Here is a 17,182-nt window from a genome sequence, read left to right as displayed (position 1 = left end):
CATGTGGTACTTTGCCTGGCTTCTCGGACTGCCGCTGGCCGCCATGTTTGCCGTCTTGAACGCCATGTGGCTGGAAATGCAGGAGGATGCACGCACAATGAAACAGCCTGCATCGAAAGCCAAAAAATAAGTCGGGATCATAGATTCTGAGAAAAAAGGGAGAGGCGAAATGCCTCTCCCGTATGTGTTTTGGATCAGAAGGGATAATGCTGATTTGGATCTTCAATGGTGATCCAGCGCAGATCGGTGAACTCGGCAATGCCTGCCTTGCCACCGAAGCGGCCATAGCCTGAGCCTTTCACGCCGCCAAAGGGCATTTGGCCTTCGTCGCCAACTGTTGGACCGTTGATGTGGCAAATGCCCGATTCAATGCGCGAAGCCACGCTCAAAGCGCGCTGAATATCGCGGCTGAAAACGGCCGATGACAGGCCATATTCGGTGTCATTGGCGATGCGAATGGCTTCTTCTTCGTCTTTGACGCGAATGACAGGCTTGACGGGGCCAAAGCTTTCTTCATCAAAGCTGCGCATGCCTTCCTTGACGTGATCAAGCAGGGTTGCCGAGACAACGCTGCCGTTGATCTGGCCACCGGCGGCGAGATTTGCACCCTTGCCAACCGCATCATCAATAAAGGCCTGCATTTTGACAGCCGCTTCCGGGTTGACCAGTGAGCCAAGCACGACATGGCCGCGCGGATCGCCTGCCGGCAACGAGGCAACGCGGGCCGAGAGCTTTTGCACGAATTCATCGGCCACAGACTCCACCACAATCAGACGCTCGGTGGACATGCAGATCTGGCCGTTGTTGGCATAGCAGCCAAATACGGCAGCGTTGACTGCACCATCAATATCGGCGTCTTCCAACACAATCAGCGGAGCCTTGCCGCCAAGCTCCAACAGGGCTGGCTTGAGATGGCGGCCGCAAAGCTCGCCAATGATCCGGCCAACCTTGGTGGAGCCGGTGAAGTTGACGCGACGCACTTCCGGTGCCGCCACCAGCGCTTCCACCACCTGGGCTGCGTCTTCTGGCGCATTGGTGATGACGTTGATGACGCCATCGGGAAGACCGGCTTCCACCAGCACTTCGCCGATCAAGACGTGAATGGCCGGGCAAGCCTCAGACGCTTTCAAGATGGCGGTGTTGCCGCAGGCGATTGCCATGGCAATTGCGCGTGTGCCAAGGATGATGGGTGCATTCCAGGGCGCAATGCCAAGGCACACGCCTGCCGCCTGACGGGTCGCCATGGCCAGCGTGCCGGGCTTGTCAGACGGAATGATCTCGCCCTGAATCTGCGTGGTCATGCTGGCCACTTCGCGCAAGATTCCAGCCGCCAGCATGGCGTTAAAACCAGCCCAAGGTGCGGTGCCGCCGGTTTCTTCGATCATCAGCTTGGCAAATTCGCCTGTCTTGGAATCCATAATGTCAGCGGCCTTCAAAAGCAGGGCGCGCCGGGCGTTGGGGCCGGTCTTAGACCAGGCCGGAAAAGCCGCCTGTGCCGCTGCAACGGCCGCTTTGACATCTTCGATGCTGGACGCAGGCGCGCGGGTGGCAACTTTGCCGGTGAACGGATCAAGACGATCAAATGTCTTGCCCGAGAGAGCGTCGACTTTTTTGCCGTTGATGATCTGTTTGATTTCAAACATGGTTTTCCTCCTGTATGTGGTCTTCTGTGTTTAAATCGGGTAGTGTTTTGGGTCAGATGAAACGGTCATCCAGCGCAGTTCGGTGAATTCATCCAGCGCCGCTTCTCCTCCGAAACGGCCATAGCCAGAGGCCTTGACGCCGCCAAAAGGCATGTGTGGATGATCTTCAACAGTTGCCGAATTGATGTGTAAAATGCCGGTTTCAACCCGCCGCGCCACGGCCATGGCCTTTGGCACATTGCGGCTGAACACCGCACCGGACAGGCCATATTCGCAATCATTGGCAACCGTGATTGCCTCATCCACATCGGCCACGCGCATGATGGACACCACAGGGCCAAAACTCTCTTCGCGGTAAAGGCGCATGGTGGGCGAAACATGGTCGATCACCGTTGCATCCATCAGCGCGTCGTGCACCTGCCCGCCAACCACCACTTTCGCACCTTTGGTAACGGCATCATCAATCATTGCTGCAATGCGGCGGCCGGAATCGGCAGAAATCAGCGCGCCAAGCGGGCGGGTCTTGGCCATTGGATCGGCGGCGGTTAGTGTTTTGGCTTTTTCGACAAACAGGGCCATGAAGGCATCTGCCACCGCATCAAGCACAATGATGCGTTCCGTTGACATGCAAACCTGACCTTGATTGAAAAAGGCACCAAAGGCCGCAGCCTTCGCGGCTTCATCCAGATCGGCATCGTCCAGCACAATCAACGGTGCTTTGCCGCCCAGTTCCAGCAGGCAGCGCTTTAAATGGCGGGCGGCCATTTGGGCAATGATGCGGCCAACGCGGGTTGATCCGGTAAAATTCACCCGGCGCACGACGGGGTGAGCAATCAGTGCTTCAACAATCAAAGACGCATCCGCAGGCGCATTGGAAATGATGTTCAAAACACCATCCGGCAGGCCCGCCTGATGCAAGACATCGCCTAAAAGCCTCTGGGTGGCGGGGCACAGTTCCGAGGTTTTCAAAATCACCGTATTGCCGCAGGCCAGCGCCAGCGCAATGGAGCGCACAGCCAGCAGGATGGGCGCATTCCATGGCGCAATTGCCAGACAGACACCCGCAGGCTGGCGGATTGAAACCGAATAGGGTTCTGGCAGCGGATCGGGAAGCGGTGCTTCCTCCATATAATGGGTCATGCTGGCGGCATCGATCAGGATTTTTGCGCCATACTCTATATTGAATTCGCACCATTGGCGGGTGGCACCCGTCTCGGCCATCATCACCGGGATAAAAGCCTCCTTTTGGTGCAGCAGTAATTCTGCGGCTTTTTCGAGACGTATTTTGCGCTCGAACGGAGAGGTCGCTGACCAGCCGGGAAAGGCGGACGCTGCACTCAAAGCAGCGCGATCCACATCGTCAACGGTGGCCGCGCTGGCAATGGTGACAACATCACCGGAGATTGGATTGGTGCGTGTGAAGGTGGCGTGCGACACTGAGCCACTGGCTTTCCCGCCCAACAGGAGATCGGCGCGAAAAGGTAAGGCGTGAGTGTGACCATGCGCGGGCGCACTGACGTTTTTCATATCTGAAGATAAGCCCCGCTTCGACCCCATGCTGATCGCCTCCTCCCAAAGGCTGAATGGGAGCTTACAGCATTGTCAGCCAAGAAGAATGTCTATATCTGGTCTATAATTGTAGAAAAATGGGTCTTTGTTGGCGCGAGGCGGGAGGGATATGCATGGCTGACGAATTTGCCCTGATGCGCCATTTGCGGGCTGAGGTGTGGGAGCCAGCCTTGTCGGAGCGCAGCTTTCGCACCGGTGCTGCCCCCCATCGTTGGTTTGTCCATCTGGTTTTCCTCAGCCATGGTCGTTTGACACTGGAGGCGAATGATCAGCTTGAGGTGCTGGATGGGCCAAGTCTGGCTTTGGTGCCGCCTTCCCATGGACGGCGTCTGCGTCTGGCGGCTGGCTCACGGGCGTATGTGGTGGGGGCCGCGATGGATGTTATGACCCAAGCCATTGGCGATTATCCCGAATCGCCTGCCATTCGCCGCTTTATCAGCCACGCCAGTTTGCTGAAGGGCATCGATACCGGTGCGCGGCACTCTCTTGAGCAGCAGTTTCAGGCGCTCATTGCCGAAGTGCAAGCCCAAAGTCAGCCGTCACAGATGGCTGTCTCGGCCCATTTGCAACTTCTTTTGCTCTGGGCCTGGCGGCACAACACACCGGATGAGCCAGCGGCTGTGCTCTCACTGGGCGGCGGCACACTTTTGCAGCAATTTCGGCAATTGGTCGAAACCGAGTTTCGCCAACACCGGCCGATTTCTTATTATGCCCAGCAGCTTGGCATTTCCATGGATCGCCTGCATGCCATTTGCAGCCGCAATCTCAATCGCGCCCCGCTTGAATTGCTGCATGAGCGCCTGGCGCAGGAAGCCCGTATCCGACTTGAGCGCTCCGACCGCAGTGTGCGCGACATCTCCGATGGACTGGGCTTTAAGGATCCAGCCCATTTCAGCCATTTCTTCAAAGGTAAAACCGGCCTGTCACCGGCGCGCTACCGCAAGGCGGTGCGCCAGACATCAGCTCCATCTGCGGCCCGCGTCAATGTTGAGTATCATGATTGGCCGTGAGAGCTATTTTAGCCGCTTGCCATCCGCATCAAACAACAGGCATGTGGCGGCGGAAAGGCCAAGGGTGACAGAGGTTTGCCGCGCACCTATCTGCCGCTGACGCTGCTCAACAATCAGCGGTTCGCCTCCTCGCAGCTTGGCGTAGAGAAAGCTGGTGCTGCCGAGGTTTTCCGATACATCCACCTCGACGCTCAATTGGGCATCGCCTTGGCCCTCAGCCAGAAAATGTTCCGGTCTGATACCCAGATTAACATTTTGGCCAAGAGTGACGGCATCCGAAATTGGCAGGGTCAGTTTTGTCTCAGCCTGGGTTGCAAGCGCAATTGTCACCTGACCATTTTGGCGATCGACAATGGTTGCCGGTAGAAAATTCATTTTGGGTGAACCAATAAAGCCCGCCACAAACATATTGTCCGGGTCATCATAGAGGCTCAAAGGTGTGCCGACCTGCTCCACCTTGCCAGCGCGCAACACGACAATCTTGTCGGCCAGGGTCATGGCTTCCACCTGATCATGGGTGACATAGATGATGGTGGTGTTGAGCTCCTTGTGCAGACGGGCAATCTCGATGCGCATGTTGACGCGCAATTCGGCATCGAGATTGGAGAGCGGCTCGTCAAACAAAAACACGTCGGGTTGACGCACAATCGCCCGGCCGATGGCAACCCGCTGGCGTTGACCGCCAGAAAGCTGCCCCGGTTTGCGGGTCATGAGCGCATCCAGCTCCAGAATTTTGGCAGCATCCGCAACGCGGCGATCAATCTCGGATTTTTCCATGCCCGCAAACCGCAGCGCAAAGCCCATGTTTTGCTCGACCGTCATGTGCGGATAGAGCGCATAGGTTTGAAACACCATGGCAAGGCCGCGCTTGGACGGATCAACATCATTCATCTGCTGGCCGCCGATGGTCAGCGTGCCGGAGGAAATATCCTCCAGCCCGGCAATCATCCGCAAAAGCGTGGATTTACCGCAGCCGGACGGGCCAACAAACACCACGAATTCCCCGGATTTGATCTCCAGATCGACGCCCTTGATCACTTCAAGGGCACCATAGGTTTTGCGAATGGCGGCAAGCGAGACATCAGCCATGGGTCTGCCTCATGCAACGGTAAAGGTGATGGATTGGCTGCCAAATGGACGGCAGGTGGCGGTGAGCGTGATCGTGCCTTTCTCGTCGCCCGCCTCAATCCAAAGGCCGGTAACGCCACCCTTGAAGCTGGAAAGCTCTGGCCCGATCAGGCGGCCCGGTCCCTTCAGCTTAAGGGAGACAGGATCATCGAAGAAGGGCAGGACATTGCCGCCCTGATCAAGAGCCCGAAGGATGACCCGCACAGTGTCTTTTTCGCCCGCACTCAAATCGGTCGCGTCCGGCGCAATCTGCAAGGTGGTTGGCAGCGGATCGGCGGGCAATTCGACGGTTTTGACCGCTTTTCCATCGACAAAGCCAGTGATGGTGCCGCCCATCCATCGCAGGCCCCAGGTGCCGAACTCTTCCTTGGTCATGCTGCGCTCGTCGATAATCACCGGCGGATGGGCAAGATGAGGATAGGTCTGGCGGTCGGGCGAGACGCGCTTGGTCAGCGTTTTGCCAAGCGAGATTTCAACATAATCGCAATTGGTGAGAATGATCAGCGGCAAAACGCCACCGATATTGCGCTCGCCGCGCGCCCAGAAGGTCACGGGTTGCAAAACAACGCCCCCCGATGGATCACCCTGAGAGGCATAGGCATAGGCCGCAAGCTTTGGCTCGCGGTACATGTCCATCACACCATGGTAGCAGATACGGTCGCCAGAGCCGAAATCCTTGTGGGTGTTATAATCAAACATGCACCAGCCGGTGCAGCCGGAAATGGCGGGATCGCCCGCTACGGCATTGAGCATGAGCAGGTGGCGGGTGACGTGCTCGGCCTGCCGCTGCTCCTGATCCCAGCGCTTTGTAGGATACATATGCCCGTTATATTCGGTGATCATATAGGGCACTTTGGTTGACAAGCCGGTGATTTCTGCCTGCTCGCGGATGACCAGACGACCACGATTGTTGCCGGGCATTTCTTCCATGCCCAGAACAAAATCATTCATGGTGTAGACATCTTCCAGCAATTCGCTGTTGGGAATGCAGCGCACCCCGCCGGTCTGGCGGGTGGTGTCGAGGGCGCGGGCAACGCGGTTGGTCTCGACATAAAAGTCGTGATTGTCTTTGGATTCGTTGATGCGCACGCCCCAGATGATAATCGAAGGATGGTTCCAGTCACGCTCAATCATGCGGCGCACGTTCTGGATGGATTCCTGCTGCCATACCGGGCCGCCAATATGCTGCCAGCCGGGAATTTCTTCAAACACCAACAGGCCAATCTCGTCGCAGCGATCCAAAAACCACTTGGATTGCGGATAATGCGAGGTGCGCACAATATTGCAGCGCAGATCAAATTTCATCTGATCGGCGTCTTTTTCCTGGCCTCTGCGCCCCATGGCATAGCCCAGATGCGGCCATGCCTGATGGCGGTTCAGCCCGCGCAGCTTGATGTTTTGACCATTGAGGAAAAAGCCATCGGTGCGAAATTCAACCGTGCGGAAGCCAAAGCGGCTTGAGACGCTGTCTTTGCCGTGCTCGGTGGTGATCTCGGCCGTCAACGTGTAAAGCACCGGATTGTCGAGGTCCCAAAGGGCGGCCTGTTTGATGTTTTCCAGCGTGATCAGCGTGTCTTTGCCAGCAATCGCCGCATCTGCGCTGGCAAGCGTTGCGCCGTCCTTGTCGGTGATGGTGACACGCACCGTGCCGCTTGCATCCTGCTGGGTGTGATTGGCCAACATGACTTTGACTGTGACGGTTTTGCTGTCATTCAGGGCATCGGGTGTTTCGATCTTGATGTTATGGATCGAGACGGGATCGGTGACTTTCAGCCACACATCGCGGTAAATCCCGGCATAGGTGAGATAATCAATCTGACCGCCAAAGGGTGGGATTTCCGGGTTCTCCGAGCCGTCGATCTTGACCGTCAGCAGATTGTCACCGGCTTTTAAATGTGGGGTAAGACGCGCTTCAAACGGGGTATAGCCATCCTTGTGGGCAATAATCTCGACGCCATTGAGGGTGACCACAGAATCGGCCATGGCGGCATCAAACACCAGTGAAACCTCACGGCCTTCAAAACCCGGCTCCCAGGCAATCACCTTCTGATAGGTGAAGGCCTTTTGATAGAGCTTTTCATCAAAATAATTATAGGGAAGCTCAACGGCGGTGTGCGGCAGGCGCACGGTTTCGCCGCTCTGCGGGGCATGGACCCAGGCCGGTTCAAACCCGTGCAAAAATGTCCAGTTGGCATTGAAATTTTCATAACGACGCATGGTCATACCTTTATTTAACTGAGCCAAGCATGCCTTGTACAAACTGGCGCTGCATGGCGAAAAACACGAGCAATGTGGGAAGGGTTGCAAGAATGGTACCGATCATGACGGTGCCATATTCAGGAAAATAGGCCGAGGCGAGCGACGAGACGACCAGGGTGATCGTCTTGGAATCGTTGGATTGCAGCACAATCAGCGGCCAAAGATAATTGTTCCAGTTGAGCATGAAGACGATGACAAAGGCGGCCGCAAAGGTTGAGCGCATCACCGGCAGATAGATATAGAAAAATATCTGCCATTCTTTCAGCCCGTCCATTTTGGCGGCATCGCGCAGCGCCGACGGAAATGCTTTTGAAGCCTGCCGGAAGTAGAAAATGATAAAGGCAGACGCCAGCGTGGGCAGCACAATGGCAACATGCGTATCAATCAGCCCCATTTTCGAGATCAGCAAAAACAGCGGGATCATCAGCGCAGCAAAGGGGATCATCAGCGTCAGCAGCACAACGGCATAGATCTTGTCGCGCAGTTTGGAGCGAAACATTTCAAAGCCATACCCGGCCAGCGACGACACCAGCAGGGTGATGAGCGTGCCGAAAACGGCAATCTTCACCGAATTCCACATGATCAGCGGCACATTCAAGGCGGTGAAGAAACTGCCGATGTTGTCAAACAGCGCAGATCCGAGCGAGAGTTTGCCACGGATAATGTCTGGCGTTGTATTGGTTGCGCAAATGACCATCCAGATGAAGGGAAACACCGAGATAAAGGCGGCCAGCGATAAAAAGCTGTATTGCAAAAAGGAGCCGGTATGAGACCGCAAACGATGGACGTTCATGGGCGCTCCTTTGCTGCAAAAAACTGCACCATGGATAACAGCGCCACCATCACCACAATCACATAGGACACAGTGGCGGCGTAGCCAAAATTGGGCATGAATTTGAAAGTCAGGTTGTAGATGTAAAGCGACAGCGTCAGCGTGGCATTGGCCGGTCCGCCTGTGCCTTCCGTCAGGGTGTAGACCTCATCAAACAATTGCAATGTGCCAATGGTGGAGGTGACGGTGGTAAACAGAATGACGGGTTTGAGCATTGGCACCGTGAGGTGCAAAAAGCGGCGGTGAGCGGGAACTCCATCAATCCTTGCGGCCTCATCAATCGAGCGATCGATGTTTTGCAAGGCTGCCAGATAGAAAATCATGTTATAGCCGGTCCAGCGCCAGATCAGGGCGATGATAATCAACACCTTGGCCCAGAAGGGATCGGATATCCAATTGATGGGAGAGGACAAGACCCCCATCAGCATGAGTGTGTTGTTGATGACGCCATCGACCGCGAACATGCTTTTGAACAGGATGGAATAGGCCACCAGCGATGACACGCAGGGCAAAAAGATCAAGGTTCGATACAGGCCGGAAAAGCGCAGCTTCGGATTGTTCAGCGCAACGGCCAAAAGCAGGGCCAGCACCAGCATGATCGGCACCTGAATGACAAAAAATGTCATCGTGTTGCTGAGCGCTTTCAGAAAAGTCGGATCGTTGAAAAGGCGGGTGATGTTGCCGAGGCCGTTGAACTTCATCATCATGCCCCGACCGGAATAGAGGGACAAAATGAGGGAACGAACAATCGGGTAGAGCATGAACACCGATATCAGTGCCAAAGCGGGTGCCACAAACAGCCAACCGTTGACATCGTAATATCGGCTCAATCCGCCACGTTTTACCGCTGCCATGATTTCAATCGCTTTGAAAAGATGTGTGATGAAATGGCCGCGCAGCACGACTGCCACGCGGCCGCCCGGGAGGAGGGCTTATTGGATTTGCTGCTCGGCCTGAGTGGTAATATTCTTGATCACCGTATCAATCGGTGTGCCGTTGATGACGGCGGGCATGTTGGCAATCACAGCCTGATCCACTTCGCCGGTGAAAATGCCATAGTTGACAGGCGGAATTTCACCCAGCCATTTCGAGAATTTCAACCAGACTTTATCGCCACCAAAAAACGGATCGGGCTGGTTGTAGGCCTCGCCTTGGCGTGCTGCCAAAAGCGAACCGACTGCGCCGCGTTCTGTGAGGATTTTCTGGTAAAAATCGAGATCCTTGCCGTAAATCTCGTTAAGAAAATCAATAGCCTCGTCTTTTTCCTTGGATTTTTCCAGCACATACCAGCTTGAACCGCCAAGATTGGAAGCCCCGACCGCCCCTTGCAAATCCAGTTTCGGAATGGGTGCAACGCCCCATTTCCCAACCTGATCGGCTTGAGTCTTGATGCTGCCGGTGATCCATACACCGCTGACCACGGTTGCAACATCGCCGGAGTTGAAGGCGTTGACGGCTTCTGTCCAGCCGCTGGTGCGCTTGATGAGGCCGTCTTTCGTCAGCTTGGCCTGAATTTCCATTGCAGCCTTGAGAGGCGCATTGTTTTCAACATTCAGGTTGCCTGCCTTGTCAAAATACCATTCACCACCCGATTGCATGATCAGACGGGTGAGACCATTATCGCTCATATCCAGTGTGAGCATCTGCTTGCCGGTCTTTGCCAGCACCTGCTTGCCGATTTCGATATATCGGTCCCAGGTGATGTTTTGCATATCTTCCGGCTTGAAGCCGGCCTGTTCCAGATAGTCTTTGCGATAGTACATTCCGGTGACACCGGAATCGAAGGGCATGCCATAGACCTTGCCGTCCACGGTCATCAGGTTGACCTTATAGGGCGCAAACCCGCTGTAATCGACCTTGCCCGACATGGAGGCAAAAGCGCCGGGGAATGATTGCAGATATTTTTGTGCGCCGTAATCTTCGATCAGCACAATATCCGGTAAAGCGTCGGTGGCCCCTGAGGCAAGCCCAGTTTGCAGTTTTTGCTGAACGGATTCCTTGGAAAAATCCACCACGTTAAAGGTTGTGTCGGGGTGCTTCGCCGTGTAGCGCGCGCCCGCTTCCTTCATGATGGCAACATTGAAATTCGGATCCCAGCACCAGATGGTGATTTCACCGGCCATGGCGGCTGTTGCCGTCAGCAGGCTTGTGCCTGCAATGGCCAATCTGACTGCTGCTGCTTTGCCTGAAAAATACCGCACGCTCATCCTCCCAAAACGAGTGCCTTACACGGCTCCCAACCGTCGAACAGAGAGTAAGTCGAAAAGGAAGAAAAACACAAGAAAAAATTTACTAAATATTTTTCACGGTAGATGATGCCAGTTTACGTCTCGGCAACGACAGGAGGGCGGCAGCTGCCGCGCCATTGCATTTTTGTCGGAATGATCACGTGTTTGGTGTAGTCGCGGCCGCTTAAGCGCTCGACCAGAAGATCCACTGCGGTTTCGCCGATATGTTCACCGGGAATATGCATGCTTGAGAGAGGTGGATTGAGAAATTGCGTGACAGGAATGTCATTGAATGACGCAAGAGCTATGTCGTTGGGAATGGCAAGACCCGCCTCTTGAATGGCCCGATAAGCGCCAATCGCCATATTGTCATTGGCGCAGAGAATGACATCCGGCTTGGGATCGAGCTTCAGAAGAAGCTGGGTTTGCTCATAGCCGGTTTCCAGCCTCAGGCTGCGGGAATCGGTGTTTTGCTGATAGCCAGGTGCCATGAGCCGCGGATCAAACGTCCCCCGCGTCTTATGCCAATCCATATAGGCTTCACAACGACCACTTTGCACGGCCGCATTCTGGTCCAGATGGCCGTAGCTGCCAATAAAACCAATGTGTTGATAACCTGCCGAGGCCAGACCATTGAGAATTTTGGTGGTGGCGGTGCCGAGATCAGACAGGACGCAATCGTAATCGTCAAGGCGCGGATTGATGTCGGCAAAAACAATGGGGCGCGACGACTGGATCAGGTCTTCCATCGTGGCGAGCGAGTGTTTGCCAATGACAATCATGCCGCCCGCCGATTGCAAGACTTTGGATTCTTTCAGATCCTGGGTGCGTAAAACCTTGATGATTTCCAGTTGATGCTCATTGCAGCGCCGCTCTATGCCCAAACGCACGCCGACATAATAGGGATCGGCGAGCTCGTCTTCCGGCTCGAGAAAATGCACGATGGCAATCGGTGCCCGCGCGCCAGAGGGGGAGGGTGCAAGGCCATAAGGATTGCTGCGGCGATTTCGGCTGCGCGGCGTCTCATAATTCAGCGCTTCTGCCGTCTCAATGATCGCCTGCCGTTTGCTCTCCGAAATCGACAGGGTTTGATCGTAATTCAACACGCGCGAGACGGTGCCGGAGGAAACGCCAACAGCTTTGGCGATTTCGCGCAATGTGACCATGGGCTGCCCCTCCGAAAATTCTACAGCATCGCGCCATAGTCAGGAATAAATTGGTAAAAATTTACTACTGAAACTCCAAGGTTTACGCAAGTTCAATGATGATACCCCGAAAGGCTTTGGCTATCGGGAATTACAGGGGCTGCGCATGGCAGATGCCATCCACAACGGCAAGCCAGCCGCCAGAAGACTGCTGCTGCGCATCCACATGATGCATGCCCTTGCCGTTCCATCCATTTCCAGCGGCCTGGAAGATGGGGCTGTTGGCGCATTCCTGCTCGGCGTAGGCATCAACTGTCAGCTGATGAATGGCAAAGGCCCGCACCGCACCGCCGTAACGTTGCCCACAGTCCTGCGCAAAGCGATGCAGCACGCCGTTGATGCTGACCACCCGGCCCGCCGGGCGGGCGCGGCGGTTGTCGCGCGCTACTATGGGGCTTGCCGGGTGCCTGTGCCATGGCCCGAACAGATGATCGGCATGAAACAGGCTTAAATGATCGTGGGTGCTGGGGGTGGTGCAGCCAAACATCCACCAGCGGCCCTCAAACTGAAAAGGCGTTGGGTCAGCGAGTGTGCCGGTGACAAGATCGGCAACATGCACCCATTGTGTGGGGAAAGGCTCGGCGCGATAAAGTCGCACGGCACCGGCTCCCAATGTTTCCGGCACCATATAGATCTGGCCCGCGTGTTCAAAAACCAAAGGATAAGACAGGTGAAATGTCTCTCGCAACACCACGCCCTGATAGGTCCATTGCAGGGCATTTTGGCTGGATGCATATCCGATTTCACCCAGTCCACGCTCGTGGTTCAGGATTTCGAAAAACAGATGCCATGTGCCGTGATGGTGGATAAAAAACGGATCGGCAATGAAGCTGGCGCGAACATCATTGATTTGTGCGCGTGCCATTGCGGGATGGGCAATGTCCGGGTGTGGTGAAAGTGACAAGGGGCTTTCGCCCACAAAGACGCTGATCGACCATGGATCCTTGGGCAAATCTGCTGTTGTCATGGCAGACGGCCTATGGTGCGGCAATCCGTGGCCCATTTCATCTTATAGGCTTCCGGGCCGCGCAAGTAGTCAAACTCTGCAAAGCCACAGGCCACGGCTTCGCGAAGGGCCGCATGAATCATCAGCGTGCCCGGCGAGAATTGTGCAAAGGCCGATTTGAATCCGGCGTTCCAATAGCCCAGACTGTTCGGCCCCACCATGCACAGGTTCAGCCCGATCAGGTGACCCTGTGCCCAAAGGCCAAAAACCATGGCATCCCCGGTGTGAAAAAGGCGCGGCAGGGCTGCTTTGACAAAAGCGGCCGCCGTGGGTGTGTGGGCAAACAGGCTGGCCGCGCCAAACCGCTCACGGTGCAATGCTAAAAACAGGTCCGAAAGGTTGAGATGACCATGGCGCGAGGGGGTGAGCTTTTCCACAAACAGGCCATGGGCGGCGGCGCGCTTTTCCGCAGCTTTCAGTGTTGTTTGAAAACGCTTGCTGCGGGTTTCAAGCCATTTTTCATATCCCCTTGAGATATCCGCAAATGGGCAGATCGTGGCGGGTGCCGTTAAGGCTGCCCCCGCCGCACATGCCGCATCCGCTCTGATGCAGTCGAGTTCTAACCGGGCAGGCTGAAGCAGCGATAGATGGTGTCTGGCATAAAGCAAAAGGCCTTGAGCGGTGGCGTGGTCGTTAGCCGAGACCACCACATCATTATAATCGCTGAGGTTTGTGGCGAAGCGGCAGGTCTGGCTGTCCTTGACAAGGGCGAGCACGCCAACAAGCTCATTGTTGCGATAGGCCGTGACCACCCAAGGCGATAGGTGCGGCTGGGCATCGAGGGCGGCAAGATACCACGCGGGACTGCCAAACGCGCGGTTGCAATGGGAGCGGCGCAAAAGCGCCTGCCACGCAGGCGCAAGGGCTTCAACGGCGGTGCGGGTTTTGAGCGTGTCGTAACGACAGGTGATGATGCTGAGGTCCGCAGCCACCACCGCGCGCTCCGGGTGTATCAAGGTGGCAAGCCCAAACACCGCATTGGGTGTGGGCCTTACTGTCTCACTCCAACTGACTGTGCGGACCGATGGTAACATCTCGATCATGCCTTGCAGGGTTTTATCACGCAGCAAGGCCATCACCGCCCCACCCGGCAGAGGATAGCGCTGATGAATATCCTTCAGAAATTGATCTGGTTGCAAACAGGATTGCACCAGAAGATCCATCTGACTGAAGCCAAGGGTGTCAAAGCTCATGCGATGCGCGGCCGGGCCGCCGTGCAGCCGGGATGCGGCTTCGACCAGAACAGGGCCATGCTGATCGACAATGATTTCGCAATGGCCTGCGCCATGGACAATGCCCAAGGCATCCAGCACCTGAGCGGCAAAGGCAAACAAGCGCTCTGCAAGCGGACTGTCGGCATTGAGCAATTCCTTGGTGCTGATCAACCCGATGGTGTCGTAATCGGCCTCAGGTTTGCCATAGGCCCAGACACCCGCAAGGCGGTGGTTTCCGGCAACGCTCACGGTATCCAACACATATTCGGTGCCGCACACATAGGCTTGGGCCAGCACCGTGCGATTGATGTGGCCCATCGTGTCGGTCTTGTCGTAAATATCCGCAAAGGCCTGTGCCACCGCATCGCGTGATCGGCACAGGCGCACACCATCGGCCCCCTTGGACTGCGGCGGTTTCAGCACCACGGGCAGCGGACAATGCTGATCGACCCATTTGAGAATATCATCTAGCCTGTCGGATTGCATTTGGGGCGGGGCGCGGAGGCCTGCCCGGCGCACCTGCTCGATCATGATGAATTTATCGCGCCGGGCCAGACTTAAAGCCGTGCCATTGCCGGGCAAGCCAAGTGCTTCTGCCAGATGATCGGTGAGGATGGTGCCGCGCTCTGATCCGGCAAGAACGTGTGTCACACCCTCATGGCGCAGAGTTTCGACCAGTTGCGCCATATCATCTTGCCAAAACAGCAGACGACGGAAGGTGTCGGGGTCGAAAACCGTGCCTTCCTGCGGGGCAATATCGGGGGTGCTGCCCACCATGATGGCGGAAACGCCTTTTTGGGCAAAGGCCAAGGCCAGATTGGAACCGGCATCATAGGGATCCACAATGGCAACGGTGCGGGGCGGAGCATTTTCGGATCGAAAGCCGGGTGCAGCTTTGGTCGAGAGGTCCGCCATTACATGCTGTCCATCCCTTCAAGGCAATGCCCCATTTTTGCTGCCTTGGTGGCAAGGTAATGGTGATTTTCCGGCCGCGGTGTTGGCCGCAGAGGCAGGCGCTCCACAACGGCAATGCCAAGCGCCTGCAGGGCCTCCATTTTGCGCGGATTATTGGTCATCAGCTTTACTCTGCGCACGCCCAGATGCATCAGCATGGCGGCGGCACTGTCAAAGCTGCGCTGATCGGCGTCAAAGCCCAACAGCAGATTGGCATCGACCGTATCGTGCCCTTGATCTTGCAGGGCATAGGCGCGCAATTTGTTGGCAAGGCCAATGCCGCGTCCTTCCTGACGAAGATAGAGGATGATCCCAGCGCCTTCCTCGGCAATGCGCTGGCGTGCGCCCGCCAGTTGCTCGCCACAATCGCAGCGATAGGAGCCAAACAGATCGCCCGTCATGCATTCCGAATGAAGACGCACCAGTGTGGGCTTTGCGGGGTCGATCTCGCCCATCACCATCGCCACATGCTCCTGCGCCGTCTGCCGGTCTTGAAACACGATCATGCGATATTGCCCGTCTTGCGTTGGAATCATGGCCTCTGAGAGAGGTTGCACGGCATCTTTGATATGGACTTGGACGTTCATAAGGGTACCAACATAAATTTACGACTGTGCAGAGAATATTGCACACAAATAGGTTGCAATCAAACAATATAATGTCTTATGCTTGCATTACTTGTTGCTTAATATTGGTCACGGCAATGCTCTGTCCCTTTATACACATCAACTTTGCGATGCAGGATGCAACACTGTTGCAGCCGCTATCTCTGGATGCCGGGAATGTCTCTTGCGGTGCCGATTGGCAGCGTGTTCATCGCTTGCGTGAGCGTTATGATGCGATTGCGGTGGGCGGGCGAACATGGAATCTCGACCAACCTCGTTTAACCGTGCGGGCCGAGCGGTTGGGGCGGGAGCCAAAGCGCCAGCCTGTGCGGGTTATCTTTGCCGGTTCGCAGCCCTGTGCCATCCAGCCAGCGTCGGTGCAGACATTTGTTATCGGCAATGGAGGATTTTTCGAAGGCTGTGATCACGCGTCTGATACGGTATCTTTGCCCATGCAGGGCCATGATTTGCGCCAGCCCCTCCAGGCGCTTTACAGACATGGTGTTCGCAGCCTGCTGGTGGAAGGTGGGCGTACGCTGCTGCACTCGTTTTTTCGCCAGGGCTTTGCCGATGTGGTGACCGTTTTTGTCCGCGCCTCGTCGGTTGATAGCGCTGTTCAAGCGGCGTGTGCGGAATTGGGCGTCACGTTTGCTGATCTAAGGGCAAAACCCTTCGGTGAAGGGTTTCTGCTTGAGGCAGGGCGCGCTCACGCCCATGGCTTGCGCGAGGGATTGGAGCAGGCATCATGAAGAGCCGGCCTTCTCCCGTTCGCTTTGTTATTTTTGCTGCCCCCCGCACCGGCAGCAATCTGCTGTGCAGTTTGCTGAATGCGCATCCTCACATTCTCTGTCACCATGGCATGTTTAACCCCGGCGGCATCCACCATGCCCGTGATCGCGGCGATCTGGCGGCGGCCTTGGGCACACCGCTTGAGCGCGATGCAGACCCTTTGAGCTTTCTGGACAAGATCTGGCAAACGGCAGGCCGTGAAGCCGCGGTAGGCTTCAAGATCAATCGCGGTGAAGATCTCTTTGCCAGCGATGTGCTGCTGCGTGATCCGAGCGTACGCAAGATCATGCTCAAGCGCCGCAACCGGGTACGCGCTTATGTGTCCGAAAAACTCGCTCAGATCACGGGTGTTTGGGAAAGCTATGATTCGAGCGTGGTAGCGGAGCCGCCCAAGCTTGAGGTTGATGCGCAGGCTTTGCAAAAGCACGCGCAAAACAACGCCGTCTATTATGCGCAGATGGAAGCGGTGCTGACGGCGACCGGGCAGGGCTGGTTTGAAACCCATTACGAATTGCTGGGCGACTGGGCCGAGGTCACGCGCATTCTGGCCTATCTCGGTATCGAAGCCACTGCTCCTCTCACGCCCACATGCCGCAAGCGCGGGGTGGATGATCTGGGCAGGGTGATTGCCAATCTGCCGGAGCTATCGGAGGCGCTGCGCGACACCCCTCTATTTCAAGATATTCACAGTCGGGATGTGCCTGACATTCATAGTCATCAACCTGTTAGATGAGGATATT

The 17,182-nt window shown here is 56.0% G+C and carries 15 protein-coding genes; 4 read left to right on the top strand and 11 right to left on the bottom strand.

The window, feature by feature from the left end; all coding sequences use genetic code 11:
* Position 1 precedes the first annotated feature (1 nt).
* A complete protein-coding gene (cydX, locus tag E6C51_RS15755; RefSeq protein WP_146935243.1) occupies positions 2 to 130 on the top strand; it encodes a cytochrome bd-I oxidase subunit CydX in 129 nt (42 codons plus the stop codon).
* Between the two features lie 64 nt (positions 131 to 194).
* Here the strand turns inward: cydX and E6C51_RS15750 are convergent, their stop codons facing one another.
* Both E6C51_RS15750 and E6C51_RS15745 read right to left on the bottom strand, forming a co-directional pair.
* The gene (locus E6C51_RS15750; RefSeq protein ID WP_190236665.1) at positions 195 to 1,643 is read right to left on the bottom strand and encodes an aldehyde dehydrogenase; all 1,449 of its coding nucleotides are present in this window, start codon (positions 1,641 to 1,643) and stop codon (positions 195 to 197) included.
* 30 nt (positions 1,644 to 1,673) lie between these two features.
* Positions 1,674 to 3,170, bottom strand: a complete 1,497-nt coding sequence (locus E6C51_RS15745) for an aldehyde dehydrogenase (RefSeq protein ID WP_190236705.1) — start codon at positions 3,168 to 3,170, stop codon at positions 1,674 to 1,676.
* A 155-nt stretch (positions 3,171 to 3,325) separates the two neighbouring features.
* On the opposite strand from E6C51_RS15745, the gene E6C51_RS15740 reads away from it, so the two are divergent.
* Entirely contained in the window at positions 3,326 to 4,222 is an 897-nt protein-coding gene (locus E6C51_RS15740; RefSeq protein WP_190236664.1) for an AraC family transcriptional regulator, read from the top strand.
* 3 nt (positions 4,223 to 4,225) lie between these two features.
* On the opposite strand, the gene E6C51_RS15735 is transcribed toward E6C51_RS15740, so the two are convergent.
* From E6C51_RS15735 to ribA, 9 genes are all read right to left on the bottom strand, one after another.
* A complete protein-coding gene (locus E6C51_RS15735; protein ID WP_190236663.1) occupies positions 4,226 to 5,311 on the bottom strand; it encodes an ABC transporter ATP-binding protein in 1,086 nt (361 codons plus the stop codon).
* 9 nt (positions 5,312 to 5,320) lie between these two features.
* Positions 5,321 to 7,567, bottom strand: a complete 2,247-nt coding sequence (locus E6C51_RS15730; RefSeq protein WP_190236662.1) for a glycoside hydrolase family 2 protein — start codon at positions 7,565 to 7,567, stop codon at positions 5,321 to 5,323.
* A gap of 10 nt (positions 7,568 to 7,577) precedes the next feature.
* A complete protein-coding gene (locus E6C51_RS15725; protein ID WP_190236661.1) occupies positions 7,578 to 8,402 on the bottom strand; it encodes a carbohydrate ABC transporter permease in 825 nt (274 codons plus the stop codon).
* Positions 8,399 to 9,295, bottom strand: coding sequence for a carbohydrate ABC transporter permease (locus E6C51_RS15720; protein ID WP_190236704.1), 897 nt, complete (start codon positions 9,293 to 9,295; stop codon positions 8,399 to 8,401). The genes E6C51_RS15725 and E6C51_RS15720 overlap by 4 nt, the downstream gene beginning before the upstream one ends.
* A gap of 78 nt (positions 9,296 to 9,373) precedes the next feature.
* Positions 9,374 to 10,642: an ABC transporter substrate-binding protein gene (locus E6C51_RS15715; protein ID WP_230987362.1), complete on the bottom strand. Its 1,269-nt coding sequence runs from the start codon at positions 10,640 to 10,642 to the stop codon at positions 9,374 to 9,376.
* Positions 10,643 to 10,764: 122 nt separating this feature from the next.
* Positions 10,765 to 11,835 carry a LacI family DNA-binding transcriptional regulator gene (locus E6C51_RS15710; RefSeq protein ID WP_190236659.1) on the bottom strand — a complete coding sequence of 357 codons (1,071 nt, stop codon included), beginning with the start codon at positions 11,833 to 11,835 and terminating at the stop codon, positions 10,765 to 10,767.
* Positions 11,836 to 11,965: 130 nt separating this feature from the next.
* Entirely contained in the window at positions 11,966 to 12,841 is an 876-nt protein-coding gene (locus E6C51_RS15705) for a glucosamine inositolphosphorylceramide transferase family protein (protein WP_190236658.1), read from the bottom strand.
* Positions 12,838 to 15,009, bottom strand: coding sequence for a GNAT family N-acetyltransferase (locus E6C51_RS15700; RefSeq protein WP_190236657.1), 2,172 nt, complete (start codon positions 15,007 to 15,009; stop codon positions 12,838 to 12,840). Before E6C51_RS15700 ends, E6C51_RS15705 begins: the two co-directional genes overlap by 4 nt.
* The gene (gene ribA, locus E6C51_RS15695) at positions 15,009 to 15,635 is read right to left on the bottom strand and encodes a GTP cyclohydrolase II (protein WP_146935222.1); all 627 of its coding nucleotides are present in this window, start codon (positions 15,633 to 15,635) and stop codon (positions 15,009 to 15,011) included. Before ribA ends, E6C51_RS15700 begins: the two co-directional genes overlap by 1 nt.
* Before the next feature lie 167 nt (positions 15,636 to 15,802).
* On the opposite strand from ribA, the gene E6C51_RS15690 reads away from it, so the two are divergent.
* Both E6C51_RS15690 and E6C51_RS15685 read left to right on the top strand, forming a co-directional pair.
* Positions 15,803 to 16,402 (top strand): RibD family protein, encoded by a 600-nt coding sequence (locus E6C51_RS15690; RefSeq protein ID WP_190236656.1) that lies wholly within the window; start codon positions 15,803 to 15,805, stop codon positions 16,400 to 16,402.
* Positions 16,399 to 17,175 carry a hypothetical protein gene (locus E6C51_RS15685; protein WP_146935219.1) on the top strand — a complete coding sequence of 259 codons (777 nt, stop codon included), beginning with the start codon at positions 16,399 to 16,401 and terminating at the stop codon, positions 17,173 to 17,175. Before E6C51_RS15690 ends, E6C51_RS15685 begins: the two co-directional genes overlap by 4 nt.
* The last annotated feature ends 7 nt before the right edge of the window (positions 17,176 to 17,182 follow it).

Origin of the sequence: Gillisella terrae (genome assembly GCF_004801395.1) — a bacterium.
Classification (GTDB): Bacteria; Pseudomonadota; Alphaproteobacteria; order Rhizobiales; family Rhizobiaceae; genus Allorhizobium; species Allorhizobium terrae.
This window is presented reverse-complemented; position numbering and strand designations above follow the sequence as displayed.

What these genes read in the sequence shown, in the direction of transcription:
- cydX (WP_146935243.1), top strand. Translation starts at nt 2, where the DNA reads ATGTGGTACTTTGCCTGGCTTCTCGGACTGCCGCTGGCCGCCATGTTT.
- E6C51_RS15750 (WP_190236665.1), bottom strand. Translation starts at nt 1,643, where the DNA reads ATGTTTGAAATCAAACAGATCATCAACGGCAAAAAAGTCGACGCTCTC.
- E6C51_RS15745 (WP_190236705.1), bottom strand. Translation starts at nt 3,170, where the DNA reads ATGAAAAACGTCAGTGCGCCCGCGCATGGTCACACTCACGCCTTACCT.
- E6C51_RS15740 (WP_190236664.1), top strand. Translation starts at nt 3,326, where the DNA reads ATGGCTGACGAATTTGCCCTGATGCGCCATTTGCGGGCTGAGGTGTGG.
- E6C51_RS15735 (WP_190236663.1), bottom strand. Translation starts at nt 5,311, where the DNA reads ATGGCTGATGTCTCGCTTGCCGCCATTCGCAAAACCTATGGTGCCCTT.
- E6C51_RS15730 (WP_190236662.1), bottom strand. Translation starts at nt 7,567, where the DNA reads ATGCGTCGTTATGAAAATTTCAATGCCAACTGGACATTTTTGCACGGG.
- E6C51_RS15725 (WP_190236661.1), bottom strand. Translation starts at nt 8,402, where the DNA reads ATGAACGTCCATCGTTTGCGGTCTCATACCGGCTCCTTTTTGCAATAC.
- E6C51_RS15720 (WP_190236704.1), bottom strand. Translation starts at nt 9,295, where the DNA reads ATGGCAGCGGTAAAACGTGGCGGATTGAGCCGATATTACGATGTCAAC.
- E6C51_RS15710 (WP_190236659.1), bottom strand. Translation starts at nt 11,835, where the DNA reads ATGGTCACATTGCGCGAAATCGCCAAAGCTGTTGGCGTTTCCTCCGGC.
- E6C51_RS15705 (WP_190236658.1), bottom strand. Translation starts at nt 12,841, where the DNA reads ATGACAACAGCAGATTTGCCCAAGGATCCATGGTCGATCAGCGTCTTT.
- E6C51_RS15700 (WP_190236657.1), bottom strand. Translation starts at nt 15,009, where the DNA reads ATGGCGGACCTCTCGACCAAAGCTGCACCCGGCTTTCGATCCGAAAAT.
- ribA (WP_146935222.1), bottom strand. Translation starts at nt 15,635, where the DNA reads ATGAACGTCCAAGTCCATATCAAAGATGCCGTGCAACCTCTCTCAGAG.
- E6C51_RS15685 (WP_146935219.1), top strand. Translation starts at nt 16,399, where the DNA reads ATGAAGAGCCGGCCTTCTCCCGTTCGCTTTGTTATTTTTGCTGCCCCC.